The organism is Kitasatospora sp. NPDC089797 (assembly GCF_040684795.1).
Classification (GTDB): domain Bacteria; phylum Actinomycetota; class Actinomycetes; order Streptomycetales; family Streptomycetaceae; genus Kitasatospora.
In genome coordinates, this window is sequence record NZ_JBFBGS010000003.1 from 1 (window position 1) to 22,344 (window position 22,344).

Annotated in this window: 21 protein-coding genes; 3 read left to right on the forward strand and 18 right to left on the reverse strand. The window is 73.5% G+C overall.

Annotation, left to right across the window (positions count from 1 at the left end; translation table 11 throughout):
* Positions 1–251: 251 nt before the first annotated feature.
* The 4 genes from AB0O91_RS03225 to AB0O91_RS03240 all read right to left on the reverse strand — a co-directional run bounded on the left by AB0O91_RS03225 (position 252) and on the right by AB0O91_RS03240 (position 5,028).
* Positions 252–1,379 carry a GuaB3 family IMP dehydrogenase-related protein gene (locus AB0O91_RS03225; protein WP_363427405.1) on the reverse strand — a complete coding sequence of 376 codons (1,128 nt, stop codon included), beginning with the start codon at positions 1,377–1,379 and terminating at the stop codon, positions 252–254.
* A gap of 197 nt (positions 1,380–1,576) precedes the next feature.
* Positions 1,577–3,079, reverse strand: a complete 1,503-nt coding sequence (guaB, locus tag AB0O91_RS03230) for an IMP dehydrogenase (RefSeq protein WP_363427406.1) — start codon at positions 3,077–3,079, stop codon at positions 1,577–1,579.
* Positions 3,080–3,355: 276 nt separating this feature from the next.
* A complete protein-coding gene (gene shbA / locus AB0O91_RS03235) occupies positions 3,356–4,081 on the reverse strand; it encodes an RNA polymerase sigma factor ShbA (protein ID WP_363427407.1) in 726 nt (241 codons plus the stop codon).
* A gap of 335 nt (positions 4,082–4,416) precedes the next feature.
* Positions 4,417–5,028, reverse strand: a complete 612-nt coding sequence (locus AB0O91_RS03240) for a response regulator transcription factor (RefSeq protein WP_014136228.1) — start codon at positions 5,026–5,028, stop codon at positions 4,417–4,419.
* A gap of 561 nt (positions 5,029–5,589) precedes the next feature.
* Between AB0O91_RS03240 and AB0O91_RS03245 the strand changes: the two genes are divergently transcribed.
* Positions 5,590–5,916, forward strand: coding sequence for a WhiB family transcriptional regulator (locus AB0O91_RS03245; protein ID WP_350503538.1), 327 nt, complete (start codon positions 5,590–5,592; stop codon positions 5,914–5,916).
* A gap of 109 nt (positions 5,917–6,025) precedes the next feature.
* On the opposite strand, the gene AB0O91_RS03250 is transcribed toward AB0O91_RS03245, so the two are convergent.
* The 3 genes from AB0O91_RS03250 to groES all read right to left on the reverse strand — a co-directional run bounded on the left by AB0O91_RS03250 (position 6,026) and on the right by groES (position 9,245).
* Entirely contained in the window at positions 6,026–7,024 is a 999-nt protein-coding gene (locus tag AB0O91_RS03250; RefSeq protein WP_363427408.1) for a LysR family transcriptional regulator, read from the reverse strand.
* A gap of 153 nt (positions 7,025–7,177) precedes the next feature.
* Positions 7,178–8,806 (reverse strand): chaperonin GroEL, encoded by a 1,629-nt coding sequence (groL, locus tag AB0O91_RS03255; protein WP_363427409.1) that lies wholly within the window; start codon positions 8,804–8,806, stop codon positions 7,178–7,180.
* Positions 8,807–8,939: 133 nt separating this feature from the next.
* Positions 8,940–9,245: a co-chaperone GroES gene (gene groES, locus AB0O91_RS03260; protein ID WP_363427410.1), complete on the reverse strand. Its 306-nt coding sequence runs from the start codon at positions 9,243–9,245 to the stop codon at positions 8,940–8,942.
* Positions 9,246–9,535: 290 nt separating this feature from the next.
* Here groES and AB0O91_RS03265 point away from each other — a divergent pair, with 290 nt between their 5' ends.
* Positions 9,536–10,705 (forward strand): class I SAM-dependent methyltransferase, encoded by a 1,170-nt coding sequence (locus AB0O91_RS03265; RefSeq protein ID WP_363427411.1) that lies wholly within the window; start codon positions 9,536–9,538, stop codon positions 10,703–10,705.
* A gap of 7 nt (positions 10,706–10,712) precedes the next feature.
* Here AB0O91_RS03265 and AB0O91_RS03270 read toward each other — a convergent pair whose 3' ends face one another.
* From AB0O91_RS03270 to tsaB, 5 genes are all read right to left on the reverse strand, one after another.
* Positions 10,713–11,627, reverse strand: a complete 915-nt coding sequence (locus AB0O91_RS03270; RefSeq protein WP_363427412.1) for a polysaccharide deacetylase family protein — start codon at positions 11,625–11,627, stop codon at positions 10,713–10,715.
* Between the two features lie 79 nt (positions 11,628–11,706).
* Complete coding sequence (locus AB0O91_RS03275) at positions 11,707–11,967, reverse strand: hypothetical protein (RefSeq protein ID WP_363427413.1); 261 nt, start codon at positions 11,965–11,967, stop codon at positions 11,707–11,709.
* Entirely contained in the window at positions 11,964–13,070 is a 1,107-nt protein-coding gene (gene tsaD / locus AB0O91_RS03280) for a tRNA (adenosine(37)-N6)-threonylcarbamoyltransferase complex transferase subunit TsaD (RefSeq protein ID WP_363427414.1), read from the reverse strand. The genes AB0O91_RS03275 and tsaD overlap by 4 nt, the downstream gene beginning before the upstream one ends.
* A complete protein-coding gene (gene rimI, locus AB0O91_RS03285; RefSeq protein ID WP_363427745.1) occupies positions 13,063–13,569 on the reverse strand; it encodes a ribosomal protein S18-alanine N-acetyltransferase in 507 nt (168 codons plus the stop codon). The genes tsaD and rimI overlap by 8 nt, the downstream gene beginning before the upstream one ends.
* Positions 13,570–13,592: 23 nt before the next feature.
* The gene (gene tsaB / locus AB0O91_RS03290; protein WP_363427415.1) at positions 13,593–14,249 is read right to left on the reverse strand and encodes a tRNA (adenosine(37)-N6)-threonylcarbamoyltransferase complex dimerization subunit type 1 TsaB; all 657 of its coding nucleotides are present in this window, start codon (positions 14,247–14,249) and stop codon (positions 13,593–13,595) included.
* Positions 14,250–14,405: 156 nt separating this feature from the next.
* Between tsaB and AB0O91_RS03295 the strand changes: the two genes are divergently transcribed.
* Entirely contained in the window at positions 14,406–14,972 is a 567-nt protein-coding gene (locus AB0O91_RS03295; RefSeq protein WP_363427747.1) for a hypothetical protein, read from the forward strand.
* Between the two features lie 96 nt (positions 14,973–15,068).
* Here AB0O91_RS03295 and AB0O91_RS03300 read toward each other — a convergent pair whose 3' ends face one another.
* The 6 genes from AB0O91_RS03300 to glmS all read right to left on the reverse strand — a co-directional run bounded on the left by AB0O91_RS03300 (position 15,069) and on the right by glmS (position 22,295).
* Entirely contained in the window at positions 15,069–15,263 is a 195-nt protein-coding gene (locus AB0O91_RS03300) for a hypothetical protein (RefSeq protein WP_363427416.1), read from the reverse strand.
* Between the two features lie 130 nt (positions 15,264–15,393).
* On the reverse strand, positions 15,394–15,888 hold the full coding sequence (gene tsaE, locus AB0O91_RS03305) for a tRNA (adenosine(37)-N6)-threonylcarbamoyltransferase complex ATPase subunit type 1 TsaE (RefSeq protein WP_363427417.1): 495 nt from the start codon (positions 15,886–15,888) through the stop codon (positions 15,394–15,396).
* A 115-nt stretch (positions 15,889–16,003) separates the two neighbouring features.
* The gene (locus AB0O91_RS03310) at positions 16,004–17,395 is read right to left on the reverse strand and encodes an alpha/beta hydrolase (protein WP_363427418.1); all 1,392 of its coding nucleotides are present in this window, start codon (positions 17,393–17,395) and stop codon (positions 16,004–16,006) included.
* Entirely contained in the window at positions 17,392–18,591 is a 1,200-nt protein-coding gene (gene alr, locus AB0O91_RS03315) for an alanine racemase (protein ID WP_363427419.1), read from the reverse strand. The genes AB0O91_RS03310 and alr overlap by 4 nt, the downstream gene beginning before the upstream one ends.
* Positions 18,592–18,754: 163 nt before the next feature.
* Positions 18,755–20,230 carry an NAD(P)H-hydrate dehydratase gene (locus tag AB0O91_RS03320; protein ID WP_363427420.1) on the reverse strand — a complete coding sequence of 492 codons (1,476 nt, stop codon included), beginning with the start codon at positions 20,228–20,230 and terminating at the stop codon, positions 18,755–18,757.
* A 208-nt stretch (positions 20,231–20,438) separates the two neighbouring features.
* On the reverse strand, positions 20,439–22,295 hold the full coding sequence (glmS, locus tag AB0O91_RS03325) for a glutamine--fructose-6-phosphate transaminase (isomerizing) (RefSeq protein ID WP_363427421.1): 1,857 nt from the start codon (positions 22,293–22,295) through the stop codon (positions 20,439–20,441).
* Positions 22,296–22,344 lie beyond the last annotated feature (49 nt).

The following is a 22,344-nucleotide window of genomic DNA, read 5'->3' on the forward strand; positions in this document are numbered from 1 at the left end:
GTGACTGGTGTTAAGACGTGTGCTATTCCGTTGTGGGTTTTTTTCAGACTGCCAACGGCGACCAACCACCCCCGATGAGGGTCGGCAGTCCGAAAATCACCCAGCCCCCGGAGCACCCACCCCCGGAACCGCCCCCGGCGTCACCCACCCTCCCGAAAGCCCCCACCCCGACAGAAGCCCCCGCAGAAAGCCCGAAGGCCCCCACCCGGCAAACCCGGACAGAGGCCCCCGTCACTGCTTCAGCAACCCCCTCAGCGGTGGTCGAGCGCCGGGTTCACCGTCACCTCGACCCGCTGGAACTCCTTCAGCTCGGTGTACCCCGTGGTGGCCATCGCCCGCCGCAGCGCCCCGAACAGGTTCATGGTCCCGTCCGGCGTGTGCGAGGGCCCGGTCAGGATCTCCTCGGTGGTGCCGACGGTCCCGAGGTCCACCCGCTTGCCGCGCGGCAGCTCCTCGTGGACGGCCTCCATGCCCCAGTGGAACCCCTTGCCCGGCGCGTCGGTCGCCCGCGCCAGCGCCGCACCGATCATCACCGCGTCGGCGCCGCAGGCGACCGCCTTCGGGATGTCGCCGCTGTAGCCGACGCCGCCGTCCGCGATGACGTGGACGTACCGGCCGCCCGACTCGTCCATGTAGTCCCGGCGGGCCGCCGCGACGTCCGCGACCGCGGTCGCCATCGGCACCTGGATGCCCAGCACGTTGCGGGTGGTGTGGGCGGCGCCCCCGCCGAACCCGACCAGCACACCGGCCGCGCCGGTCCGCATCAGGTGCAGCGCCGCCGTGTAGGTGGCGCAGCCGCCGACGATCACCGGCACGTCGAGCTCGTAGATGAACTGCTTGAGGTTGAGCGGCTCGGCGGCGCTGGAGACGTGCTCGGCCGAGACGGTGGTGCCGCGGATGACGAAGACGTCGACCCCGGCGTCCACGACGGCCTTGGAGAACTCGGCGGTGCGCTGCGGCGAGAGCGCGGCGGCGGTGACCACACCGGAGTCGCGGACCTCCTGGATCCGCTGCTTGATCAGCTCGGCCCGGATCGGCGCGGCGTAGATCTCCTGCAGCCGGCGGGTCGCGGCGGACTCGTCGGTGATCGTGGCGATCTCGTCGAGCAGCGGCTGCGGGTCCTCGTAACGGGTCCACAGGCCTTCGAGGTTCAGGACGCCCAGGCCGCCCAGTCGGCCGATCTTGATGGCCTGCTCCGGCGAGACCACGCTGTCCATCGGGGCGGCCAGGAACGGCAGCTCGAAGCGGTAGGCGTCGATCTGCCAGGCGATCGAGACCTCCTTCGGGTCACGCGTACGACGGCTGGGGACGACGGCGATGTCGTCGAAGGCGTACGCCCGGCGGCCGCGCTTGCCTCGCCCGATCTCGATCTCAGTCACTTCGAGCCCTTCTGGTTTGTTGCTCCATGCCCGCCGGGTCACCCCGGCCGCCCCCAGTATCCCGTACTACCGCTGGTCCCGCCCCGACGGCCCGTTCCCCGCACACCCCGAGGGGCCCGCGACCGCAGTGCGGCCACGAGCCCCTCGGTGGTACGGACCGACCGGCGAACCGCTGAGCGGTCCGCTCGGCGAACCGCTCAGCGCGACGAGTAGTTCGGCGCCTCGACGGTCATCTGGATGTCGTGCGGGTGGCTCTCCTTGAGGCCCGCCGAGGTGATCCGGACGAACCGGCCCTTGCTCTCCATCTCGGAGACGGTGGCGGCGCCCACGTAGCCCATGGTCTGGCGCAGGCCGCCGATCAGCTGGTAGAGCACCGCGGACAGCGGGCCGCGGTACGGCACCTGGCCCTCGATGCCCTCGGCGATGAGCTTCTCGTCGGAGGTGACCTCGCCCTGGAAGTAGCGGTCCTTGGAGAAGGACTTCGCCTGGCCGCGGGACTGCATGGCGCCCAGCGAGCCCATGCCGCGGTAGGACTTGAACTGCTTGCCGTTGATGAACATCAGCTCGCCCGGGGACTCCTCGCAGCCGGCCAGCAGCGAGCCCAGCATCACGGTGTCGGCACCGGCGGCGAGCGCCTTGCCGATGTCGCCCGAGTACTGCAGGCCGCCGTCGCCGATGACCGGCACGCCGGCCGCCTGGCAGGCCTGGGCGGCCTCGTAGATGGCGGTGATCTGCGGCACGCCGATGCCGGCGACGACGCGGGTGGTGCAGATGGAGCCGGGGCCGACACCGACCTTGACGCCGTCCACGCCGGCGTCGATCAGCGCCTGGGCGCCGTCCCGGGTGGCCACGTTGCCGCCGACCACGTCGATCCCGACGGCCGACTTGATCTTCGCGATCCAGGCCAGCGCGTTGTGGCTGTGGCCGTGCGAGGTGTCGACGACCAGGAAGTCCGCGCCCGCCTCGACCAGGGCCTGGGCCCGGTCGAAGGCCTCGGCGCTGGCGCCGACCGCGGCGCCGACCAGCAGACGGCCCTCGGAGTCCTTGGCGGCGTTCGGGTACTGCTCGGCCTTGACGAAGTCCTTGACGGTGATCAGGCCCTTGATCCGGCCCTCGTCGTCGACCAGCGGGAGCTTCTCGATCTTGTGGCGGCGGAGCAGCGCCATCGCGTCCACGCCGGAGATGCCGACCTTGCCGGTGATCAGCGGCATCGGGGTCATGATCTCGCGGACCTGGCGGCTGCGGTCCGCCTCGAAGGCCATGTCACGGTTGGTGACGATGCCGAGCAGCTTGCCGGACTCGTCGGCGATCGGCACGCCGGAGATCCGGAACTTGGCGCACAGCGCGTCGGCCTCGGCCAGGGTGGTGTCCGGGCCGACCGTGATCGGGTCGGTGACCATGCCGGACTCGGAGCGCTTCACCAGGTCGACCTGGTTGGCCTGGTCCTCGACCGACAGGTTGCGGTGCAGCACGCCGACGCCGCCCTGGCGGGCCATCGCGATGGCCATCCGCGCCTCGGTGACCTTGTCCATCGCCGCGGACAGCAGCGGGATGTTGACGCGGACGTTCCGGGAGACCCGCGAGGAGGTGTCGACCTGGTTCGGCAGCACCGCGGAGGCCCCGGGCAGCAGCAGGACGTCATCGAACGTGAGCCCGAGCATGGCGAACTTCTCGGGTACGCCTGCGGCGTTGTAAGACATTTGGGGGTACCTTCCGTGGCCGGCCTAATCCGCTCGCGCCCAGAGGGAAGGGGCGCGTTGATCGCTCACTCGCGCAGACCGCCGAAAGCCGGGTGGGCCGGACTTGGACGAACCTCCAAGGAAACCCCGTGCGCACCCGCGAAACTTTGGCAACCTGCCCAGGCGCCGATACCCCATGGTACTGGCACCGCGAATGTGCCCTCGTGTGCCCTTGACAACAAGCGCCCCCGACGGCTCATTCCGCACCGCGGAACGCCGCCCCGCCGGGTCGGAGGCTCAGGAGGACTCCTCCGCGAGCGCCCGCAGCCGGCTGAGCGCCCGGTGCTGGGCCACCCGGACGGCCCCGGGCGACATCCCGAGCACCTCGCCGGTCTCCTCCGCCGACAGCCCGGCCGCCACCCGGAGCAGCACCAGTTCGCGCTGACGGGCCGGCAGGTTGGAGAGCAGTTCCTTGGCCCAGGCCGCGTCGCTGCTCAGCAACGCCTGCTCCTCCGGGCCGAGCGCCTCGTCCGGCACCTCCGGCAGGTCGTCCTGCGGAACGACGGTCGAGCCGGGCCCGCGCATGGCGGCCCGCTGCAGATCGGCGATCTTGTGCGCGGCGATGCCGTAGACGAAGGCCTCGAACGGCCGCCCCTGGTCCTTGTACCGGGGCAGCGCGCACAGCACCGCGACGCAGACCTCCTGGGCCACGTCGTCCACGTGGTGCCGGGCCCCGCCCGGCAGCCGGACGAGCTTGGCGCGGCAGTACCGCAGCGCGAGCGGATGCACGTACGCGAGCAGCGCGTCGATGGCCGGGCCCTCGCCGCGCACGGCGGCCGCGACCAGTTCGCCGACCAGGGGCGAGCCACCCGAACCGAGCACCGGCGGGCGCCCCGGAGCGGCCTCGGCGCCCGAGGAGTCGGAGTCGCCGGTATCCGCGTACGCCGGATCGTGGCCCGGGCCGGAGGGCTGGGCCTCACCCGGGTCCGCCTGGCCGGCCGCACCGGCGACATCGTCGCGCATCGGTCCATGGTGCCTGGTCGACCGGGAAAACGCGGCACCGCGTCCGGAGTTGTGCACCGGAACGTTATGCGCTGCGGCACCGTGCGGCGTGCCGCGCACCACCGGCCCCTCCTGCACCGTGCCGCCTCCCGCCCCGCCGCCGTGGGTGGTCCTGTCCGTCGCGCCGTCCGCCGAGTGTCCTGCGGCCGTGTGGTTCGCCGCAGTGCCTGTCCGCTGGTCCCCGAGGTGCTCCACTCCTCCATGGTGCAACCTCGGGACCGTAACGTCACACGCCCGTGCGGCACCCGCTCCGGAATTCGACGGCGCCGTACCGCAACCGACGGCGCCGGCGGCGGTCAGCGGACCAGGCCCCAGCGGAAACCCAGCGCCACCGCGTGCGCGCGGTCGGAGGCCCCGAGCTTCTTGAACAGCCGCCGGGCGTGGGTCTTGACGGTGTCCTCGGAGAGGAACAGCTCGCGCCCGATCTCGGCGTTGCTGCGCCCGTGGCTCATCCCCTCCAGCACCTGGATCTCACGCGCCGTCAAGGTCGGCGCCGCGCCCATGTCGGGGCTGCGCAGCCGGCGCGGGGCGAGCCGCCAGGTCGGGTCGGCGAGGGCCTGGGTGACGGTGGCCCGCAGTTCGGCGCGCGAGGCGTCCTTGTGCAGGTACCCGCGGGCGCCCGCGGCGACCGCGAGCGCGACCCCGTCGAGGTCCTCGGCGACGGTGAGCATGATGATCCGGGCGCCCGGGTCGGCCGACAACAGCCGCCGGACCGTCTCGACCCCGCCGAGGCCGGGCATCCGGACGTCCATCAGGACGAGATCGGAGCGGTCGGCCACCCAGCGGCGGAGGACCTCCTCCCCGTTCGTCGCGGTGGTGACCCGGTCCACACCGGGTACGGTCGCGACGGCGCGGCGAAGCGCCTCGCGGGCGAGCGGGGAATCGTCGCAAACGAGAACGGATGTCATGACCGTCGTCCTCCGCAGCTGATCCGCGTCACGTTGAGCCTCCTGGCTGGTACGAACCTCTCCGACACGGCCGATCGGCGTCGGACTCCGTCCTGATCGCCCCGACTTGCCCGCGATCGTTCCTGACGTCCGGCGCCCGCTAACCGCCTCCGCACTTCCAACGACCGTCACTCGAATGAGTTACGGCCTTCAGGCCATCTCCACCACTGTACGTGGCCAACCCATTACCGATCAGCCGCATCGCGGTGCACACGCCGCACTTTTGCGCAGCTCGCGCGCGGTGGGCGCACGACCCGCACACCGGTGCGGGCCGTCGCGCGCCCCTCGGCCACCCGATTGCCACACCCGCGCCCGGCAAACCCCTTGCCCACTTTGCCCGTTTTTATAGCTTTCGTATGGTCATTGACTGTTGTGCCAGTGTGTGGGTGACTTGTCCATGGAGTTGCCTTAAGTCATATTTCCAGGTGTCCACACCAGCGCGGGACGCCCCGCCGGGCACCGCCCGGCAGCAGCCCGCCGAAACGCCCGGCCGCCGCCGACCGCCTCTGAAGGGAATGAGCCATGGCAGATTTCTCCCGCCTCCCCGGTCCCAACGCGGACCTCTGGGACTGGCAGCTCTCGGCGGCCTGCCGCGGCGTGGACAGCTCGCTCTTCTTCCACCCCGAGGGTGAGCGCGGCGCGGCCCGCAGTTCGCGCGAGACCAGCGCCAAGGAGGTCTGCATGCGCTGCCCGGTGATCGCCGAGTGCGCCGCGCACGCCCTGGCGGTCCGGGAGCCGTACGGGGTCTGGGGCGGAATGACCGAGGACGAGCGCGAGGAGATGCTGGGCCGCTCGCGGCACCGCCTGGTGGAGGTCCCGCTGACCCCGCCCGCGGTCGCGCAGCGCTAGGCCCGACTCCGCGGTGCGCCGTGAAGAAACGTTTCTTCGCGGCGCCACAGGCCCGGTCCACCCCGACCTGGGCGTACTCCCGGGCCGCCGGGGCCCGGGTCACCGACCGTCAGCGACCGGCCGCCGCACCCGCCAGCCGCTCCTGCATCAACGCCACGGCCGGCACCTCGGCCAGGTCCGGCAGGGTCAGCGCCACCACCTGGCGCACCGCCGGCACTCCGGAGGCCGTCCGCACCGGCACCGTCGACACGCCGTCAGGGCGCACCGACTGCAGGGCCAGCCGGGGCAGCACCGCCACCCCGAGCCCGGCCGCCACCAGCCCGACCACCGCCGGGTAGTCGTCGGTCGCGAAGTCGATCCGGGGCTCGAACCCCGCCCCCGCGCACAGCTCCACCAGGTGTCCCCGGCACTGCGGGCAGCCGGCGATCCACTGCTCCCCGGCCAGCTCGGCCAGCTCCACCGGACCGCCCCGCCCGGCCAGCGGGTGGGCGGCGGGCAGCAGACCCACCAGCGGATCGTCCAGCAGCGGGGTGACCACCAGGTCGGACCAGTCGGTGCCGGCCGACAGCTGCTGGGCCTCCAGGTTCGCCTCGGCCCGCGCCTCGCGCGGCGAACCGTGCGCCGGCGCCGGCGCCGCGACCGCGCCGTCGGTCTGCGGGTAGCGGAAGGCCAGCGCGAGCTCGCACTCGCCGCCGCGCAGCATCGCCAGCGACTCCGGCGGCTCGGCCTCGACCAGCGACACGCGCACGCCCGGATGGCTGTCCCGCAGGCGGGCGACCGCGGGCGGCACCAGGGTGGAACTCGCGGTCGGGAAGGACACCAACCGCACCCGTCCGGCCCGCAGCCCGGCGATCGCGGCCACCTCCTCCTCGGCAGCCGAGAGCCCGGCCAGGATTCCGGTGGCATGCTTGAGCAGGACCCGCCCGGCCTCGCTCAGCTGCATCCCGCGGCCGGAGCGGACCACCAGCGGGGTGTCCACCGACTTCTCCAGCGCCTTCATCTGCTGGCTGATGGCAGGCTGCGTACACCCCAGCTCGCGGGCGGCGGCGGAGAAGGAGCCGGTGCGGGCGACGGCACGCAGAACGCGCAGATGGCGGGCCTCGATCATGCCTCAGTTATAAGGCAATCTTTGCATTCTGCAAAATTCTACTGATAGTTGAAGCCTGGAACACCGCAGCACCGACACAGCCGGAGGCCCGGTCCACGCCCCCGCGAGGGGGGTGCGGACCGGGCCTCCGGTCAACCGCTGTGGCTATCGGCCTCAGTGCGAGTGGCCGTGACCGCCGTGCGAGTGGCCGGCGTCGGCCTCCTCTTCCTTCTTCTCCACCACGAGGGTCTCGGTGGTGAGCAGCAGGGAGGCGATCGAGGCGGCGTTCTCCAGCGCGGAGCGGGTGACCTTGACCGGGTCGATGACGCCGGCCTTCACCAGGTCGCCGTACTCACCGGTGGCGGCGTTGTAGCCCTGGCCGGCCTCCAGCTCGGAGACCTTGGAGGTGATGACGTAGCCCTCCAGGCCGGCGTTCTGGGCGATCCAGCGCAGCGGCTCGTGCAGCGCCTTGCGGACCACGGCGACACCGGTGGCCTCGTCACCCGACAGGCCCAGGCCGCCGTCCAGCACCTTGGCGGCGTGGACCAGGGAGGCGCCACCGCCGGCGACGATGCCCTCCTCGACCGCGGCGCGGGTCGCCGAGATGGCGTCCTCCAGGCGGTGCTTGCGCTCCTTCAGCTCCACCTCGGTGGCGGCGCCGACCTTGATGACGCAGACGCCGCCGGCCAGCTTGGCCAGGCGCTCCTGCAGCTTCTCGCGGTCCCAGTCGGAGTCGGTCGCGGCGATCTCGCCCTTGATCTGGGCGACGCGGCCGGTCACGGCCTCGGTGTCACCGGCACCGTCGACGATGGTGGTCTCGTCCTTGGTGATGGTCACGCGGCGGGCGGTGCCCAGCACGTCCAGACCGGCCTGGTCGAGCTTGAGGCCGACCTCCTCGGAGATGACCGTGCCGCCGGTCAGGACGGCCAGGTCGCCGAGGATCGCCTTGCGGCGGTCGCCGAAGCCCGGGGCCTTCACCGCGACGGCGTTGAAGGTGCCGCGGATCTTGTTGACGACCAGGGTCGACAGCGCCTCGCCGTCGACGTCCTCGGCGATGATCAGCAGCGGCTTGGAGGCACCGCTCTGCAGGATCTTCTCCAGCAGCGGCAGCAGCTCCTGGATGGAGGAGATCTTGCCCTGGTTGATCAGGATGTACGGGTCCTCGAGGACCGCTTCCTGACGCTCGGCGTCGGTGACGAAGTACGGCGACAGGTAGCCCTTGTCGAACTGCATGCCCTCGGTGAAGTCCAGCTCCACGCCGAAGGTGTTCGACTCCTCGACGGTGATGACACCGTCCTTGCCGACCTTGTCGATCGCCTCGGCGATCAGCTCGCCGACCTGGGTGTCCTGCGCGGAGAGGGACGCGACGGCGGCGACGTCGTCCTTGCCCTCGATCTCGCGGGCGATGGACAGCAGGTGCTCGGAGACGGCGGCGACGGCCTTGTCGATGCCCTTCTTCAGGGCGGCCGGGCCGGCACCGGCGGCGACGTTGCGCAGACCCTCGTTGACCAGGGCCTGGGCCAGCACGGTGGCGGTGGTGGTGCCGTCGCCCGCGACGTCGTTGGTCTTGGTGGCGACCTCCTTGACGAGCTGCGCGCCAAGGTTCTCGTACGGGTCGTCCAGCTCGACCTCACGGGCGATGGTGACACCGTCGTTGGTGATGGTCGGGGCACCGAACTTCTTGTCGATGACGACGTTGCGGCCCTTGGGGCCGATGGTCACCTTGACGGTGTCGGCCAGCTTGTTGACACCGCGCTCCAGCGAGCGGCGGGCGTCCTCGTCGAACTGCAGGATCTTCGCCATGTTCCCTATTCCCTCGGGGCTACGGCCGGCCGACCGGCCGCCGAACTACGTGAACCAACAACCACGCCCCGGGCCCCTGTCACTAGGGACACGGATCCGGGGCGGGTCGGAACGACTTGCTTCTCGGTACTGCTTACTTCTCGATGATGGCGAGAACGTCGCGAGCCGAGAGGACGAGGTACTCCTCGCCCCGGTACTTCACCTCGGTGCCGCCGTACTTCGAGTACAGGACGATGTCACCGACGGCGACGTCGAGCGGCAGACGCTGGCCGTCCTCGAAGCGACCCGGGCCGATGGCCAGGACGACGCCCTCCTGGGGCTTCTCCTTGGCGGTGTCCGGGATAACCAGGCCGGAGGCCGTGGTGGTCTCGGCGTCGAGCGGCTGGACCACGATGCGGTCCTCGAGCGGCTTGATGGCAACCTTGCTGCTGGTGGTCACGTCCGAGCTCCCCTTCGGAGATTACGGGGTTTTCTAACGGGTAGGTGGCGAACCTGCGGGCCTGCCGTCGCGGGGGTCAGACACACGTCTTCGCGTTAGCACTCCCCCAGTGGGGAGTGCCAAGGATGACCTTAGGCCGCCGTTAGCACTCAGTCAACCAGAGTGCCAACGACGCGCCTGCGGATCCCCGGCCGCGGCTGAGCGGCCGTACTCGTGTGCGGGCTGCGGACCGGGAAGCGGACCCGGTGCCGGGACCGGGACCCGGGCCGCCGACCGGTCAGAATGGGCCCGTGGACACCGAGAACCTCCAGCCCCTGCTGACCCCCGAGGGTCAGGCCCTGCTCGCCGAACTGCGCGAGTTCGCCCCCGAGGAGGAGCTGACGCTGGCCACCCGGCTGCGGCGGGAGCACCCGGCCGAGCTGGTGTCCGCGGCCTTCGGGCAGGCGCGGCTGCGGCAGCGGGCGCGGGCGAAGTTCGGGGCGGACGCCGACCTGATGTACTTCACGCCCAACGGCGTCGAGCAGTCCACCCGGCGCAGCGTGGCCGAGTGGCGGGCCCGCCGCTTCGCCGACCTGGGCGTGCGGCGGCTCGCCGACCTGTGCTGCGGCATCGGCGGGGACGTGCTGGCGCTGGCCCGGGCCGGGATCCACGTGCTGGCCGTCGACAAGGACCCGGCGGCCTGCGCCGCCACCGCGGCCAACGCCGCCGCGCTGGGCCTCGCCGACCTGGTCGAGGTGCGCTGCGCGGACGTCGCCGAGGTGGACGTCACCGGCTACGACGCGGTCTTCACCGACCCGGCCCGGCGCACCTCGCGCGGCCGGGTGTTCGACCCGGAGGCGTACGCCCCGCCGCTCTCCTGGGCGGTCGAGGCCGGGCGGCGGACCCCGATCGGCGCACTGAAGGTCGCCCCGGGCATCCCGCACGAGGCCGTGCCGGCGGACGCCGAGGCCGAGTGGGTCTCCGACCACGGGGACGTCAAGGAGGCGGTGCTCTGGTTCGGCACCGGGGCGACCCGGCCGCACCGCGCCACCCTGCTGCCGCACGGCGCGAGCCTGACCGGCGGCGACCTGCCCGACCCGCCGGCCGGCCCGGTCGGGCGCTACCTGTACGAGCCGGACGGCGCGGTGATCCGGGGCCACCTGGTGGCCGAGGTGGCCGAGCAGGTCGGCGGCCGGCTGATCGACCCGAAGATCGCCTACCTGACCTCGGACCGGCTGGTCGCCACCCCGTACGCGCACGCCTTCGAGCTCACCGACGTGCTGCCGTACCACGTCAAGAAGCTGAAGGCGCTGCTGCGCGAGCGCCGGGTCGGCACGGTGGTGATCAAGAAGCGCGGGATGGCGATCACCCCGGAGGAGCTGCGCCGTCAGCTCAAGCCCTCCGGGCCGAACAGCGTCACGGTGATCCTCAGCCGCACCGACGACGGGCCGCTGATGATGCTGGGGCAGCCGGTCGGCTGAGCAGGCCCTACGACGCGGGCGCCTGGATGTAGTCCTCCAGCCGGGCCACCGAGAAGCCCTGCTCCTGGATCCGGGCCAGCAGGTCCCCGAACATCTGGGTCATGGTGGCGCCCTTGAGCTCCTTGGGGCCGCGGAAGTGCGCCAGGATGATGTCCCCGGGCTTCAGCTTCTTGTCGCCCGCCTGGTACTGCATGTCGTGGATCTGCATCGACTCGCGCCAGAGCACGATCGCGCGCGGACCGCACTTCTGCACCGAGGTGTTGAGCATCGGGGTGTTGGCGCCGTCGCCGAACGGCGGGCGGAACAGCAGCGGGGCGGTGCCGTACTGCTGGGTCAGCGCGGCCTGGTCGTCGCAGATCTCGGACTTCTGCTTGTCCGCCGACAGCTTGCTCATCACCGGGTGGGTGACGGTGTGGTTCTGGATGTGGTTGCCCAGCGCCTGGAGCGGCTTGAAGTAGCCGTAGTCGTTCTTGACGATGTCCTTGGTCAGGAACATCGAGATCGGCACCTTGAGGTCGGTCAGCATCTCGACGAACTTCGGGTCCTTCTCGGCACCGTCGTCGATGGTGACGAAGACGACCTTGTCGCTGGTCTTCACGTCGCTGAACACCGGTACGGTGCCGGTGCGTTCGAGCTTGATCGGCTTGTCGGCGGGCGGCGCCGGGGCCGGCGCGAGCGGCTTGAGGTTCCACTTCGCCCAGGCCGCGGCGTCGCCCTGGGCCGGGGCCGGGGCCGCGCCGGGGGTGGTGGCGGCGGCGGTCGGCGTGCCGCCGGCGGCGGACGCCCGGGGCGCCGCCGTGGTCGCGGCGGGTGCGGCACTGCCGCCGCCGCCCCCGTTGTCCCCGCACGCGGTGGCGAAGGCCAGCAGGGCCAGCGCCCCCGCCGCGTACGTCCTGGTCCTGCTCAGCCCGTCCCTGTTCACCGCAGCGCGCTCCCGGTCCCGTCCAGCCTTTTCTCAGCTATGCACGGTAGCGGCCGTGGCGGCGGTTCCCGTCCAGGGCCTACTCGACGTGGTCGCTGGTGAAGGACCAGCGGTGCACCGGGCGGCCGAGCAGCCCGGCCGGCGGGTCGGCGACCGGCACCGGCTCGCCGCTCCACCAGGTGATCAGCAGCACCCGCTCACCGGGGGCGGAGAGCAGCTCGACCCGCTCCAGCCCGGCCGCGCCGCGCACCGCCAGCAGGACGGACTCCCGTACCCAGGCGGCGAGTTCGGCGCCGCGGCCGGTCGCCGCGCGGGCCTCCCACATCGCGGCGACGGTCATGCCGCGCCACCGCCGAGGGCGTCGTAGGCCTGGCCGTGGAGGTCGCCGTGTCCGACCGCCGCGCCCGGGACGTGGGGGTCGGTCACCGGCAGCGAGGAGTCGGCGGACAGGTCGAAGGCGGAGGGGGTACGGCCCCGCCACACCATCTCGGAGCCCAGCGCGGCGACCATCGCGCCGTTGTCGGTGCACAGGCCCGGCCGGGGCACCCGCAGCCGGATGCCGGCCCGGTCGCAGCGCTGCTGGGCCATCTCGCGCAGCCGGGAGTTGGCCGCGACACCGCCGCCGATCATCAGGTGGTCGACGCCGTTGTCCTTGCACGCCTTGACGGCCTTGCGGGTGAGCACGTCGGTGACCGCCTCCTGGAAGGAGGCCGCGACGTCGGCGATCGGCACCTCCTCGCCGGCCCGGCGCTTGGCCTCCACCCAGCGGGCGACGGCGGTCTTCAGGCCGGAGAAGGAGAAGTCGTACGCGGGGTCGTTCCTCCCCGACAGGCCGCGCGGGAAGTTGATCGCCTTCCGGTCGCCCTCGCGGGCCGTCCGGTCGACGATCGGACCGCCCGGGAAGCCCAGGCCGAGCACCCGGGCGACCTTGTCGAAGGCCTCGCCGGCCGCGTCGTCGATGGTCGCGCCGAGCGGGCGGACGTCGGTGGTGATGTCCTCGCTGAGCAGCAGCGAGGAGTGCCCGCCGGAGACCAGCAGGGCCATCGTCGGCGAGGGCAGCCGGCCGTGCTCCAGCTGGTCGACGCAGATGTGCGAGGCGAGGTGGTTGACCCCGTACAGCGGCTTGTCCAGCGCCCAGGCGTACGCCTTCGCGGCGCTGACGCCGACCAGCAGCGCGCCGGCCAGGCCGGGGCCGGCGGTGACGGCGATGCCGTCCAGGTCGCTGGCCTTGACCCCGGCGGTGTCCAGGGCGCGCTGGATGGTCGGGACCATCGCCTCCAGGTGGGCGCGGCTGGCGATCTCCGGGACGACGCCGCCGAAGCGGGCGTGGTCGTTGACGCTGGAGGCGACCGCGTCGGCCAGCAGCGTGGTGCCGCGCACGATGCCGACGCCGGTCTCGTCGCAGGAGGTCTCGATGCCGAGGACGAGCGGTTCGTCAGCCATGGGGGGTGTCCTTCGGTTCCTTCGGGTCGGTGCCGTCGGTGCGGTCGGTGCCGTCGAGGCTCGGGTGGTCGAGGCGCATCACCAGCGCGTCGATGTTGGCGGGCTGGTAGTAGCCGCGCCGGATGCCCACCGGTTCGAAGCCGTGGCGCTCGTACAGCCGCTGGGCGCGCTGGTTGTCCACCCGGACCTCCAGCAGCAGGTCGTCACAGCCGCGCCGGGCGGCCTCGTGGATCAGGTCGGTGAGCAGGGCCGTGCCGAGACCGGCGCCCTGGTGGCGCTCGTCGACGGCGATGGTCTGGACGTCGCCCTCGCCGGCCACGGTCATCAGACCGGCGTAGCCGACGATCGTGCCGTCCGCGGCGGTGGCCACCGAGTAGTGGCGGGTGCCGCCGGGGTGGGCCTCGGCGAGCTCGGACCAGAACATCCCGTGGGACCAGGCGTCCTCGGGGAACAACCGGAGCTCCAGGTCCATCACCGGCGCGATGTCCCACCAGCGCATCGGGCGCAGGGTGGTGCCGTGGTTCACGCCGGGAGCACCGCCTTGTAGCCGGCCGGGACCTGGGCGTCCGGGCGGCGCAGGTACAGCGGGACGTTCGGCAGCAGCTCCCGCCCGGCGGCCAGCTCGGCGGCGGCGAAGCCGGCCAGCGCGCCGGCCGAGACGTGCTCGGGGCCGTGCGCGCCCGGGAAGGCCTCGGGGTAGAGCAGCGCGCCGGCGCCCACCGCGCGGGGAGCGGGGGTCAGCTCGGCCGGGCGGTCCACGCCGGGGCCCTCGGTGCGGTTGCCCTCGGCGTCGTACGAGGCCCAGTAGACCTCCTTGCGGCGCGCGTCGGTGGCGACCGTGAACGGCTCCCCGGCCAGGCCCTCGGCGCGGGCCTGGAAGGCGATCGCGTCCAGGGTGCAGACGCCGTGCACCGGCAGCCCGAGCGCGTGGCCGAGCGCCGCGGCGGTCACCAGGCCGACCCGCAGACCGGTGTACGGGCCCGGGCCGACGCCGACCGCGATGCCGGTGAGCCGGTGCTTGTCCACCCCGGCGGCCCGCAGGACCTGGTCGATCGCGGGCAGCAGCAGTTCACCGTGGCGCCTGGCGTCGACCTGGTGGGTCTCGGCGAGGACGCCCGTGCCGTCGTGGACGGCGGCGGTGACGGCAGGGGTAGCGGTGTCGAACGCGAGCAGCAGCACGGGTCAAGGTTAGACCGACGTTGGGCCGACCGGCCGATCGAGCTGGTGTCCCCCTCGGGAACACACGTACTGGGCACTGCCGACCCGCCCGAGGGACCTGGCACGATAAGGGCGGTACGAACAGCGGACGGCGGCGGGAGCGGGCACGTGGCGAAGATGGGTCCTGGAGTGGTGGTCACGGGGTTGACCCTGGGGGCCCTGGCGGTGGTGAGCCTGCTGGCCTTCCAGGCCAACGGCGCGCAGGACCGCGCGGGCGGGCCCCGGCCGACCGTCGCCTCGACGTCCACCGGCCCGGCCGCCTCCGCGACGCCGAGCGCCTCCGCCACCCCGACCGTCCCGCCGCTGCCGACCACCTCCGGCAGCGGTACGCGGGTGGTCTACTCGGCCGGCAGCCACGTCGTCTGGCTGGTCGACCCGAAGAAGAACCCGCAGGTCACGGCCGCCTTCGTGGTCACCCCGGGCTCCGTCGAGCCGACCCCGGGCAGCTACTCGGTGTACAGCCGCACCCAGACCGCGACCGGCACGGACGGCAAGCAGATCGAACACGTGGTGCGGTTCGCCCAGCAGAACGGCGTGGTGTTCGGCTTCAGCTCGGCGCTGGACGGCGCGACCCCGAGCGCCGACCCGAAGACCAAGACCGGCGGCATCCGCAGCGGCCGCGCCGAGGGGCAGCTGCTCTGGGACTTCGCGCCGAACGGCACCAAGGTGGTCGTGGTCGCCTGACCCCGTGGTCGTCCGGCCGCGCGGTCGTCCGGCCGAACGGCGGGCGCCCGCCCGGCGCGGGACCTCCCGGCGCGGAGCGGGACCGCGGGGCACCGGTCACGCGGCCCGGGGCGCTCCCGCCTCGGGCTCCTCGTCGTGCCGGGACCCCGGTTCGGGCGGGGTGGACACCGCCTCGGCGGCCGCGCAGGCGGCCAGCAGTGCCCGCATCGGCTCCCCGGGAGCTCGGCGGGCGGACTCTCCGGCCCCGGCGGTGCGCGCGGCGCGCTCCGGGGCGGGGGTGGTGCTCGACATGGCGCCTCCCTAGTTAGGCAGACCTAACCGCAGCACCCATCCCACCACGCCCGGCACCCCGCCCGCAACACCTTGCCGACAGCCTGTCGGTAAAACGGCGGAACCCGGTCGACCGGCGCCGGGCCCGTCCTCAGGCCAGCTCGGCCAGCCGCACGTCAGCCCAGCGCTCGCCGATGCCGGCCAGCACCACCCGGCGCGGGTCGTGGTCCTCCCCCGCGGTGTCGCCGATCGCCCGCTCGATCCGGACCTCCAGCCGGTCCTCGGAGAGCCGCTCGACCTTGCCCTCGCCCCACTCGACCACGACCACCGACTCCGGCAGCGAGACGTCCAGGTCGAGGTCCTCCATCTCGTCCAGGTCCCCGCCCAGCCGGTACGCGTCCACGTGCACCAGGGCCGGGCCGCCGACCAGCGAGGGGTGCACCCGGGCGATCACGAAGGTCGGCGAGGTCACCGCGCCGCGGACCTGGAGCCCCTCCCCCAGGCCGCGGGTCAGCGTGGTCTTCCCCGCCCCCAGCTCGCCGGAGAGCAGCACCAGGTCACCCGGCCGCAGCAGCGCGGCCAGCTCCCGGCCGAGCCGGCCCATCCGCTCCGGAGTGGGGACGGTGAGAGTGGCGTGCGAGCCCATGCGCGTGTCTTGCCCTTCGGTCCGTAGGCGCGCCGACCACCGGCCGCCACGGCTACGGTGCCACATCGCGGCCCCCCGCCGTGGCGCGCGGGGCCCGGGCGGCCCCCGCCGGGTCTCAGACGGGGTCGGCGGCCGGATCCCCGGACGGGTCCGCGGGCCGGTCCGGCCCGGCCGGTTCGTCGGCGAGCGCGAGGACGGCGGGCGGCAGCGGCGCGGCACCGACGAAGTCCGCGGCCCGGCGCAGCAGCACCGCCAGCTCGTGGTCGACCAGCTCCGGGCACTCCAGCAGCACCAGGTGCCCGGCGCCCTCGACCAGCACCAGCTCGGCGCCCGGCAGCCGCTCCGCCATCGCCTCGCTGTGCGCGGAGGGCGTCAGCAGGTCCTTCGTCCCGGCCAGCACCAGGGCCGGCAGGCCGCGCAGGGCGGCCAGCGCCCCGTACTTCTCGTGCGCCCCGAACACCGGGTAGAACTCGGCGACCACGTCGATCGGGGTGGCGTCCAGCAACTGTTCGGCGAAGCGCACCACGCCGGGGTCGACGTCCCGGCTCCCGAAGGAGAACCTCCGGTAGAAGACGGCGGCCACGTCCGAGCCGAGCCGCCGGCTCGCCTCGACCAGCTCGACCTGCCGGCCGAGCAGCTTCACCACCCCGGGCGCGACCTTCTTGAACAGCTTCGCCCCGGCCTTCGGCAGGCCGAGGCTCACCTCGTTCCAGTCCCCCGCCAGGGTGCCGATCAGCGCGACCCCGGCGACCCGCTCCCGGAACAGCTCCGGGTGCTGGTCGGCCAGCGCCATCACCGTCATGCCGCCCATCGAATGGCCCACCAGCACCAGCGGCCCGGTCGGCGCGACGGCGTCGATCACCGCCTTGAGGTCGCCGCCCAGCTGGTCGATCCCGGCCGGCTCGCCCGCCAGGTACGAGCGGGAGCGCTCGGAGCGGCCGTGGCTGCGCTGGTCCCAGAAGACCAGCCGCAGGCCCTCGCGCAGTGCGGCCCGCTGGAAGTGCCAGCTGTCCTGGTTGAGGCAGTAGCCGTGGCTGAACACCACGGTCAACCGCGGGGCGCTGTCATTCGCCCGCTCGCCTCCAGGGCGCTCCGGACCGGTGCCGACGGTCGGCGCTCCGGCGAGCCCTCCTCCGTCGGTCGCCGGCCGCTTCTCCCTTTCGGCACCGGCGCGCCCCTTCGGCTCGCGGCGGTGGCCGCCCGGCTCGGCCTCCTCCCACCCCGTGCCGTCCAGCTCGACGTACAGCTCGGTGCCGTCCGGCGCGGCCACCGTCAGCGGGCGCCCGCGCAGCGAGCCGTAGGGGGCGGCCGCCTCCAGCTCGGCCCGGGCCCGGCGGCGCATCGCCCGGCCGACCGTCAGCCGCTCGATCGCGACGCCCGCCGCCGCGCCGGCCGCCAGCACACCGACCGAGATCCCGATCACGCCGGCCCGGCTCACCCCGGAGGCCGCGTCGGCCGCCTTGGCCACCGCCGCGACCGGGTTGCCGCCGCCCGGCGTTTCGGTCATGCCGTGCGACCCCCGTCGTGACTGCCGTCCAGGTAGCGGCGCGGCACCCGGGCGCCGATCCGGGTGATGATCTCGTACGAGATGGTGCCGCAGGCGCGGGCCCAGTCCTCGGCGGTCGGCTCACCGCGATCGCCGGCGCCGAACAGCAGCACCTCGTCGCCGATCGCGGGGGTGTCGCCGCCCAGGTCCACCACGAACTGGTCCATCGCCACCCGGCCGGCCACCGTGCGCCACTTGCCGTCGATCTGCACCGGGCCGGTACCGCTGGCGTGCCGGGGCACGCCGTCGCCGTACCCGACCGGCACCAGACCCAGCGTCGTCGGACCGGGCGTCACGTAGTGGTGGCCGTAGCTGACCCCGTGCCCGCCGGGGACGTGCTTGACCAGCGCCAGCCGGGCGGACAGCGCCATCACCGGGCGCAGCCCGAAGTCGGCCGGCGAACCCACCTGGGGCACCGGCGACAGCCCGTACGCGGCCAGGCCGGTGCGGACCAGGTCGAAGTGCGACTCGGGCAGCAGCAGGGTCGCCGGGGAGTTGGCGATGTGCCGCACCTCCGGGCGCACCCCGGCGGCCTCGGCGGCCGCCAGCGCGGCGCGGTAGGAGTCCAGCTGGGCCTGGATCGACGGGTGGCCGGGCTCGTCGGCGGCCGCGAAGTGCGACCAGATGCCGACCACCTTCAGCAGCCCCCCGGCCTCGGCCCGCCGCACCTCGGCCAGCAGCTCCGGCCAGTCGTGCGGCTGGCAGCCATTGCGGCCGAGCCCGGTGTCGGCCTTCAGGTGCACCCGCGCCGGGATCCCGGTCTCCCGGACGGCCGCCAGCAGCTCGTCCAGCGCCCACCGGCCGCTGACCGAGATGTCCAGGTCCGCGCGCAGCGCCTCGCGCCACGGCCCGCCGGGCGTCCACAGCCAGCACAGGATGCGCGCCTGCTCGGGGCGGATGCCCGCGGCGCGCAGCGCCAGCGCCTCGTCCGGCGTCGCACAACCGAGCCAGCCGACCCCGTTCGCGACCGCCTCGCGGGCGCACGCGACCGCGCCGTGGCCGTAGGCGTCCGCCTTGACGGCGAGCATCACCGCCGCGCTCCCGACGCGCTCCCGCAGGGCCGCGAGGTTGCCGCGCAGGGCGGCGAGATCGATGGTCGCCTCGGCCCGTACGCCGTCGGTGAGGGTGGCCGTGCCGGTCGTGTTCGCAGTTGTCATCAGGGTCAGTCTCCCAGACGTCCCGGAGTCCTCGCCGAACGGCCCGGCAGCGCGGCGGTCGGCGCCGCGGCCTCCCGCACCCCGCCGACCTGCGGCGAACGGCCCGTCCGCCCTGGTGAGGACGCGGCGAACGGACGTTCCGGTTCCGCCCCCGCGGCAGGCGCTACGGCTGCCGGACCGCCCGCCAGACCGTCGGCAGCGCCTCCGCCACCGCGAGCGCCGTCACCGGCGCGCCCGGGTCACCCGCCGCCTCCCGGCCCGCCAGGCCGTGCAGGTAGGCGGCCGCCGAGGCGGCGTCCAACGGGGTCAGACCGGCGGCCAGCAGGGAGCCGGCCAGCCCGGCCAGGACGTCCCCGCTGCCCGCGGTGGCCAGCCAGGGGGTGCCGGTGGGGTTCACCCGGACGGCCCCGCCCGGGTCGGCGACCACGGTGGTGGAGCCCTTCAGCAGCACGGTGGCCCGGTAGCCGGCGGCCAACCGGCGGGCGGTGGCGAGCCGGGCGGCGGCCAGGTCGTCGGCGGCCGGCGGCGGGGTGCCGTCGGCGCCGGCCAGCAGCCGGGCGGCCTCCCCGGTGTGCGGGGTGAGCAGGGTGGGCGCGGTGCGGCCGGCCAGCGCGGCCGGGCCGAGCCGGCCCAGTTCGGTCAGCCCGTCCGCGTCGACCAGCACCGGGACGTCGCTCGCCAGCGCCTCGGTCAGCGCCTGCCGCGCCCCCTCGCCGCCGCCCGGGCCCACCACCCAGGCCTGCACCCGTCCGGCCCCGGCCGGTCCGCCCTCGGTGACCAGCGTCTCGGGGAAGCGCCGCACCACCTCCTCGGCCGCCGTACCGACGTACCGGACGGCCCCCGCGCCGCCCCTCAGCGCCCCGGCGACCGCCAGCAGCGCCGCCCCCGGGTAGCGCGCCGAGCCGGCCGCCACCCCGACCACGCCGCGCCGGTACTTGTCGCTCTCCGCGCCCGGCAGCGGCAGCAGCCCGGCCACGTCCGCGTGCTGCAGGGCCGTCACCTCCGGCTCCGGCGGCGCCAGCCCGATGTCCACCAGCTGCACGGCCCCCGCGTACTCGGCCCCGGGGTCGATCAGCAGACCGGGCTTGTAGGTGCCGAAGCAGACCGTAACGTCCGCGCGCAGCGCCTCCCCGGGCACCTCGCCGCTGTCCGCGTCCACCCCGCTGGGCAGGTCCACCGCGACCACCGTCCCGCGCCGCCCGGCCCGGGCGTACGGCACGGCCTCCGGGCGCAGCCCGCCCCGGCCGCCGATCCCGACGATGCCGTCCAGCACCAGGTCCGCGCACGAGAAGTCGGCCAGGCCGACTTCCTGATCCGCTGTCGCCCGTCCGCCCGCCGCCCGCAGGGCCGCCAGCCCGCCCGGGTGCGCCTTCTCCGGGGCGAGCAGCACCGCCGTCACCCGCGCCCCGCGCCGGGCCAGTCGCGCCCCGGCGTACAGGGCGTCACCCCCGTTGTCCCCGCTGCCCGCCAGCACCGTCACCCGACTGCCGTACACCCGCCCCCGACGCCGGGTCAGCAGCCGCGCACAGGTCGCCGCCAGCCCGGCGGCCGCCCGCTGCATCAGCGTGCCCTCCGGCAGCCGCGCCATCAGCGCGGCCTCGGCGGCCCGGACGGTTTCCACAGGGTGTGCATGACGCATGGGGAGGGCTCCTTCAGCGATCGGCTACCGCCGACGCTAGCCCGCGCCGCCGCCCCACGGGGCCGGGCCTGCGGCACACTTTCGGGTGACACCCACGTCGTTCCCCCGCCGGTGCCGGTCCGTACGCCCTTCCCGCCCCGTTCTCCTTCACGCTCGACACGGCGCCCCTGCGGTAGGGCACAGCCACCGCAGGGGTGCCGAGCGCGACTTACTCGACGGTGACCGACTTCGCCAGGTTGCGCGGCTGGTCGACCTCGTGGCCCTTGGCCGTGGCCAGCTCGCAGGCGAAGACCTGGAGCGGGACGGTGGAGACCAGCGGCTGGAGCAGGGTCGGGGTGGCCGGGATGCGGATCAGGTGGTCCGCGTACGGCACGACCGCCTCGTCGCCCTCCTCGGCGATCACGATGGTGCGGGCGCCGCGGGCCCGGATCTCCTGGATGTTGGAGACGATCTTGTCGTGCAGGATCGACCGCCCGCGCGGCGAGGGCACGACCACCACGACCGGCAGCCCCTCCTCGATCAGCGCGATCGGGCCGTGCTTGAGCTCGCCCGCCGCGAAGCCCTCGGCGTGCATGTAGGCGAGCTCCTTGAGCTTGAGCGCACCCTCCAGGGCCACCGGGAAGCCGACGTGACGGCCGAGGAACAGCACCGAGCGGGCGTCGGCCAGCGAACGGGCCAGCTCGCGCACCGGCTCCATGGTCTCCAGCACCTGCTCGACCTGCTTCGGCGCGTCGCCGAGCTCGCGGATGATGGTGAAGATCTCGTCGCCCCACTTGGTGCCGCGCACCTGGCCCAAGTAGAGGGCGACCAGGTAGCAGGCGACCAGCTGGGTCAGGAACGCCTTGGTCGACGCGACCGCGACCTCCGGCCCGGCGTGGGTGTACAGCACCGCGTCCGACTCGCGCGGGATGGTGGAGCCGTTGGTGTTGCAGATCGCCAGCACCTTGGCGCCCTGCTCCCGGGCGTGCCGCAGGGCCATCAGGGTGTCCATGGTCTCGCCGGACTGCGAGATGGCGATGACCAGCGTGCCCGGGCCCATGATCGGGTCCCGGTAGCGGAACTCCGAGGCGACCTCGACCTCGCAGGGGATGCGGGTCCAGTGCTCGATCGCGTACTTGGCGATCATGCCCGCGTGGAACGCGGTGCCGCAGGCGACGATGACGACCTTGTCCACCGAGCGCAGGTCGGCGTCGGAGATGCGCAGCTCGTCGAGGGTGAGCCGGCCGTCGGTGCCGATCCGGCCGAGGAGGGTGTCGGCGACGGCCTTCGGCTGCTCGGCGATCTCCTTGAGCATGAAGTAGTCGTAACCGCCCTTCTCGGCGGCGGACGCGTCCCAGTCGACGTGGTACTCGCGCACGTCGGCCGGGGTGCCGTCGAAGTTGGTGACGGTCACGCCCTCCCGGCGCAGCTCGACGACCTGGTCCTGGCCCAGCTCGATCGCCTCGCGGGTGTGCGCGATGAAGGCCGCGACGTCCGAGGCGAGGAAGTTCTCGCCCTCACCGCGACCCACCACCAGCGGCGAGTTGCGGCGGGCGCCGACCACCACACCGGGCGCGTCCGCGTGCGCGGCCACCAGGGTGAAGGCGCCGTCCAGCCGGCGGCAGACCACGCGCATGGCCTCGGCCAGGTCACCGTCGTACACCTCGCCGAGCAGGTGGGCGACGACCTCGGTGTCGGTCTCGGACCGGAGGGTGTGGCCGCGCTCGGCGATCTCGGCGCGCAGCTGGGCGAAGTTCTCGATGATGCCGTTGTGGACGACGGCCACCCGGCGGTCGTCGTCCAGATGGGGGTGGGCATTGGCGTCCGTCGGGCCGCCGTGGGTGGCCCAGCGGGTGTGGCCGATGCCGGTGGTGCCGCCGGGCAGAGGGGACTCGGCGAGCGACTTCTCCAGGTTGACGAGCTTTCCGGCCCGCTTGTCCGTGACGAGACTCCACTGCCCCTGGGAGTCCTGCGCCTGCACCGCGACACCGGCCGAGTCGTAGCCCCGGTACTCCAGTCGCTGCAGGCCCGCGATAACTACGTCGAGGGCGGACTGCGCGCCCACGTATCCAACAATTCCGCACATGCGTGCCAGCATAAGGGCGGTTCTGTGGCCGTATTCCCGTCTTCCGCGA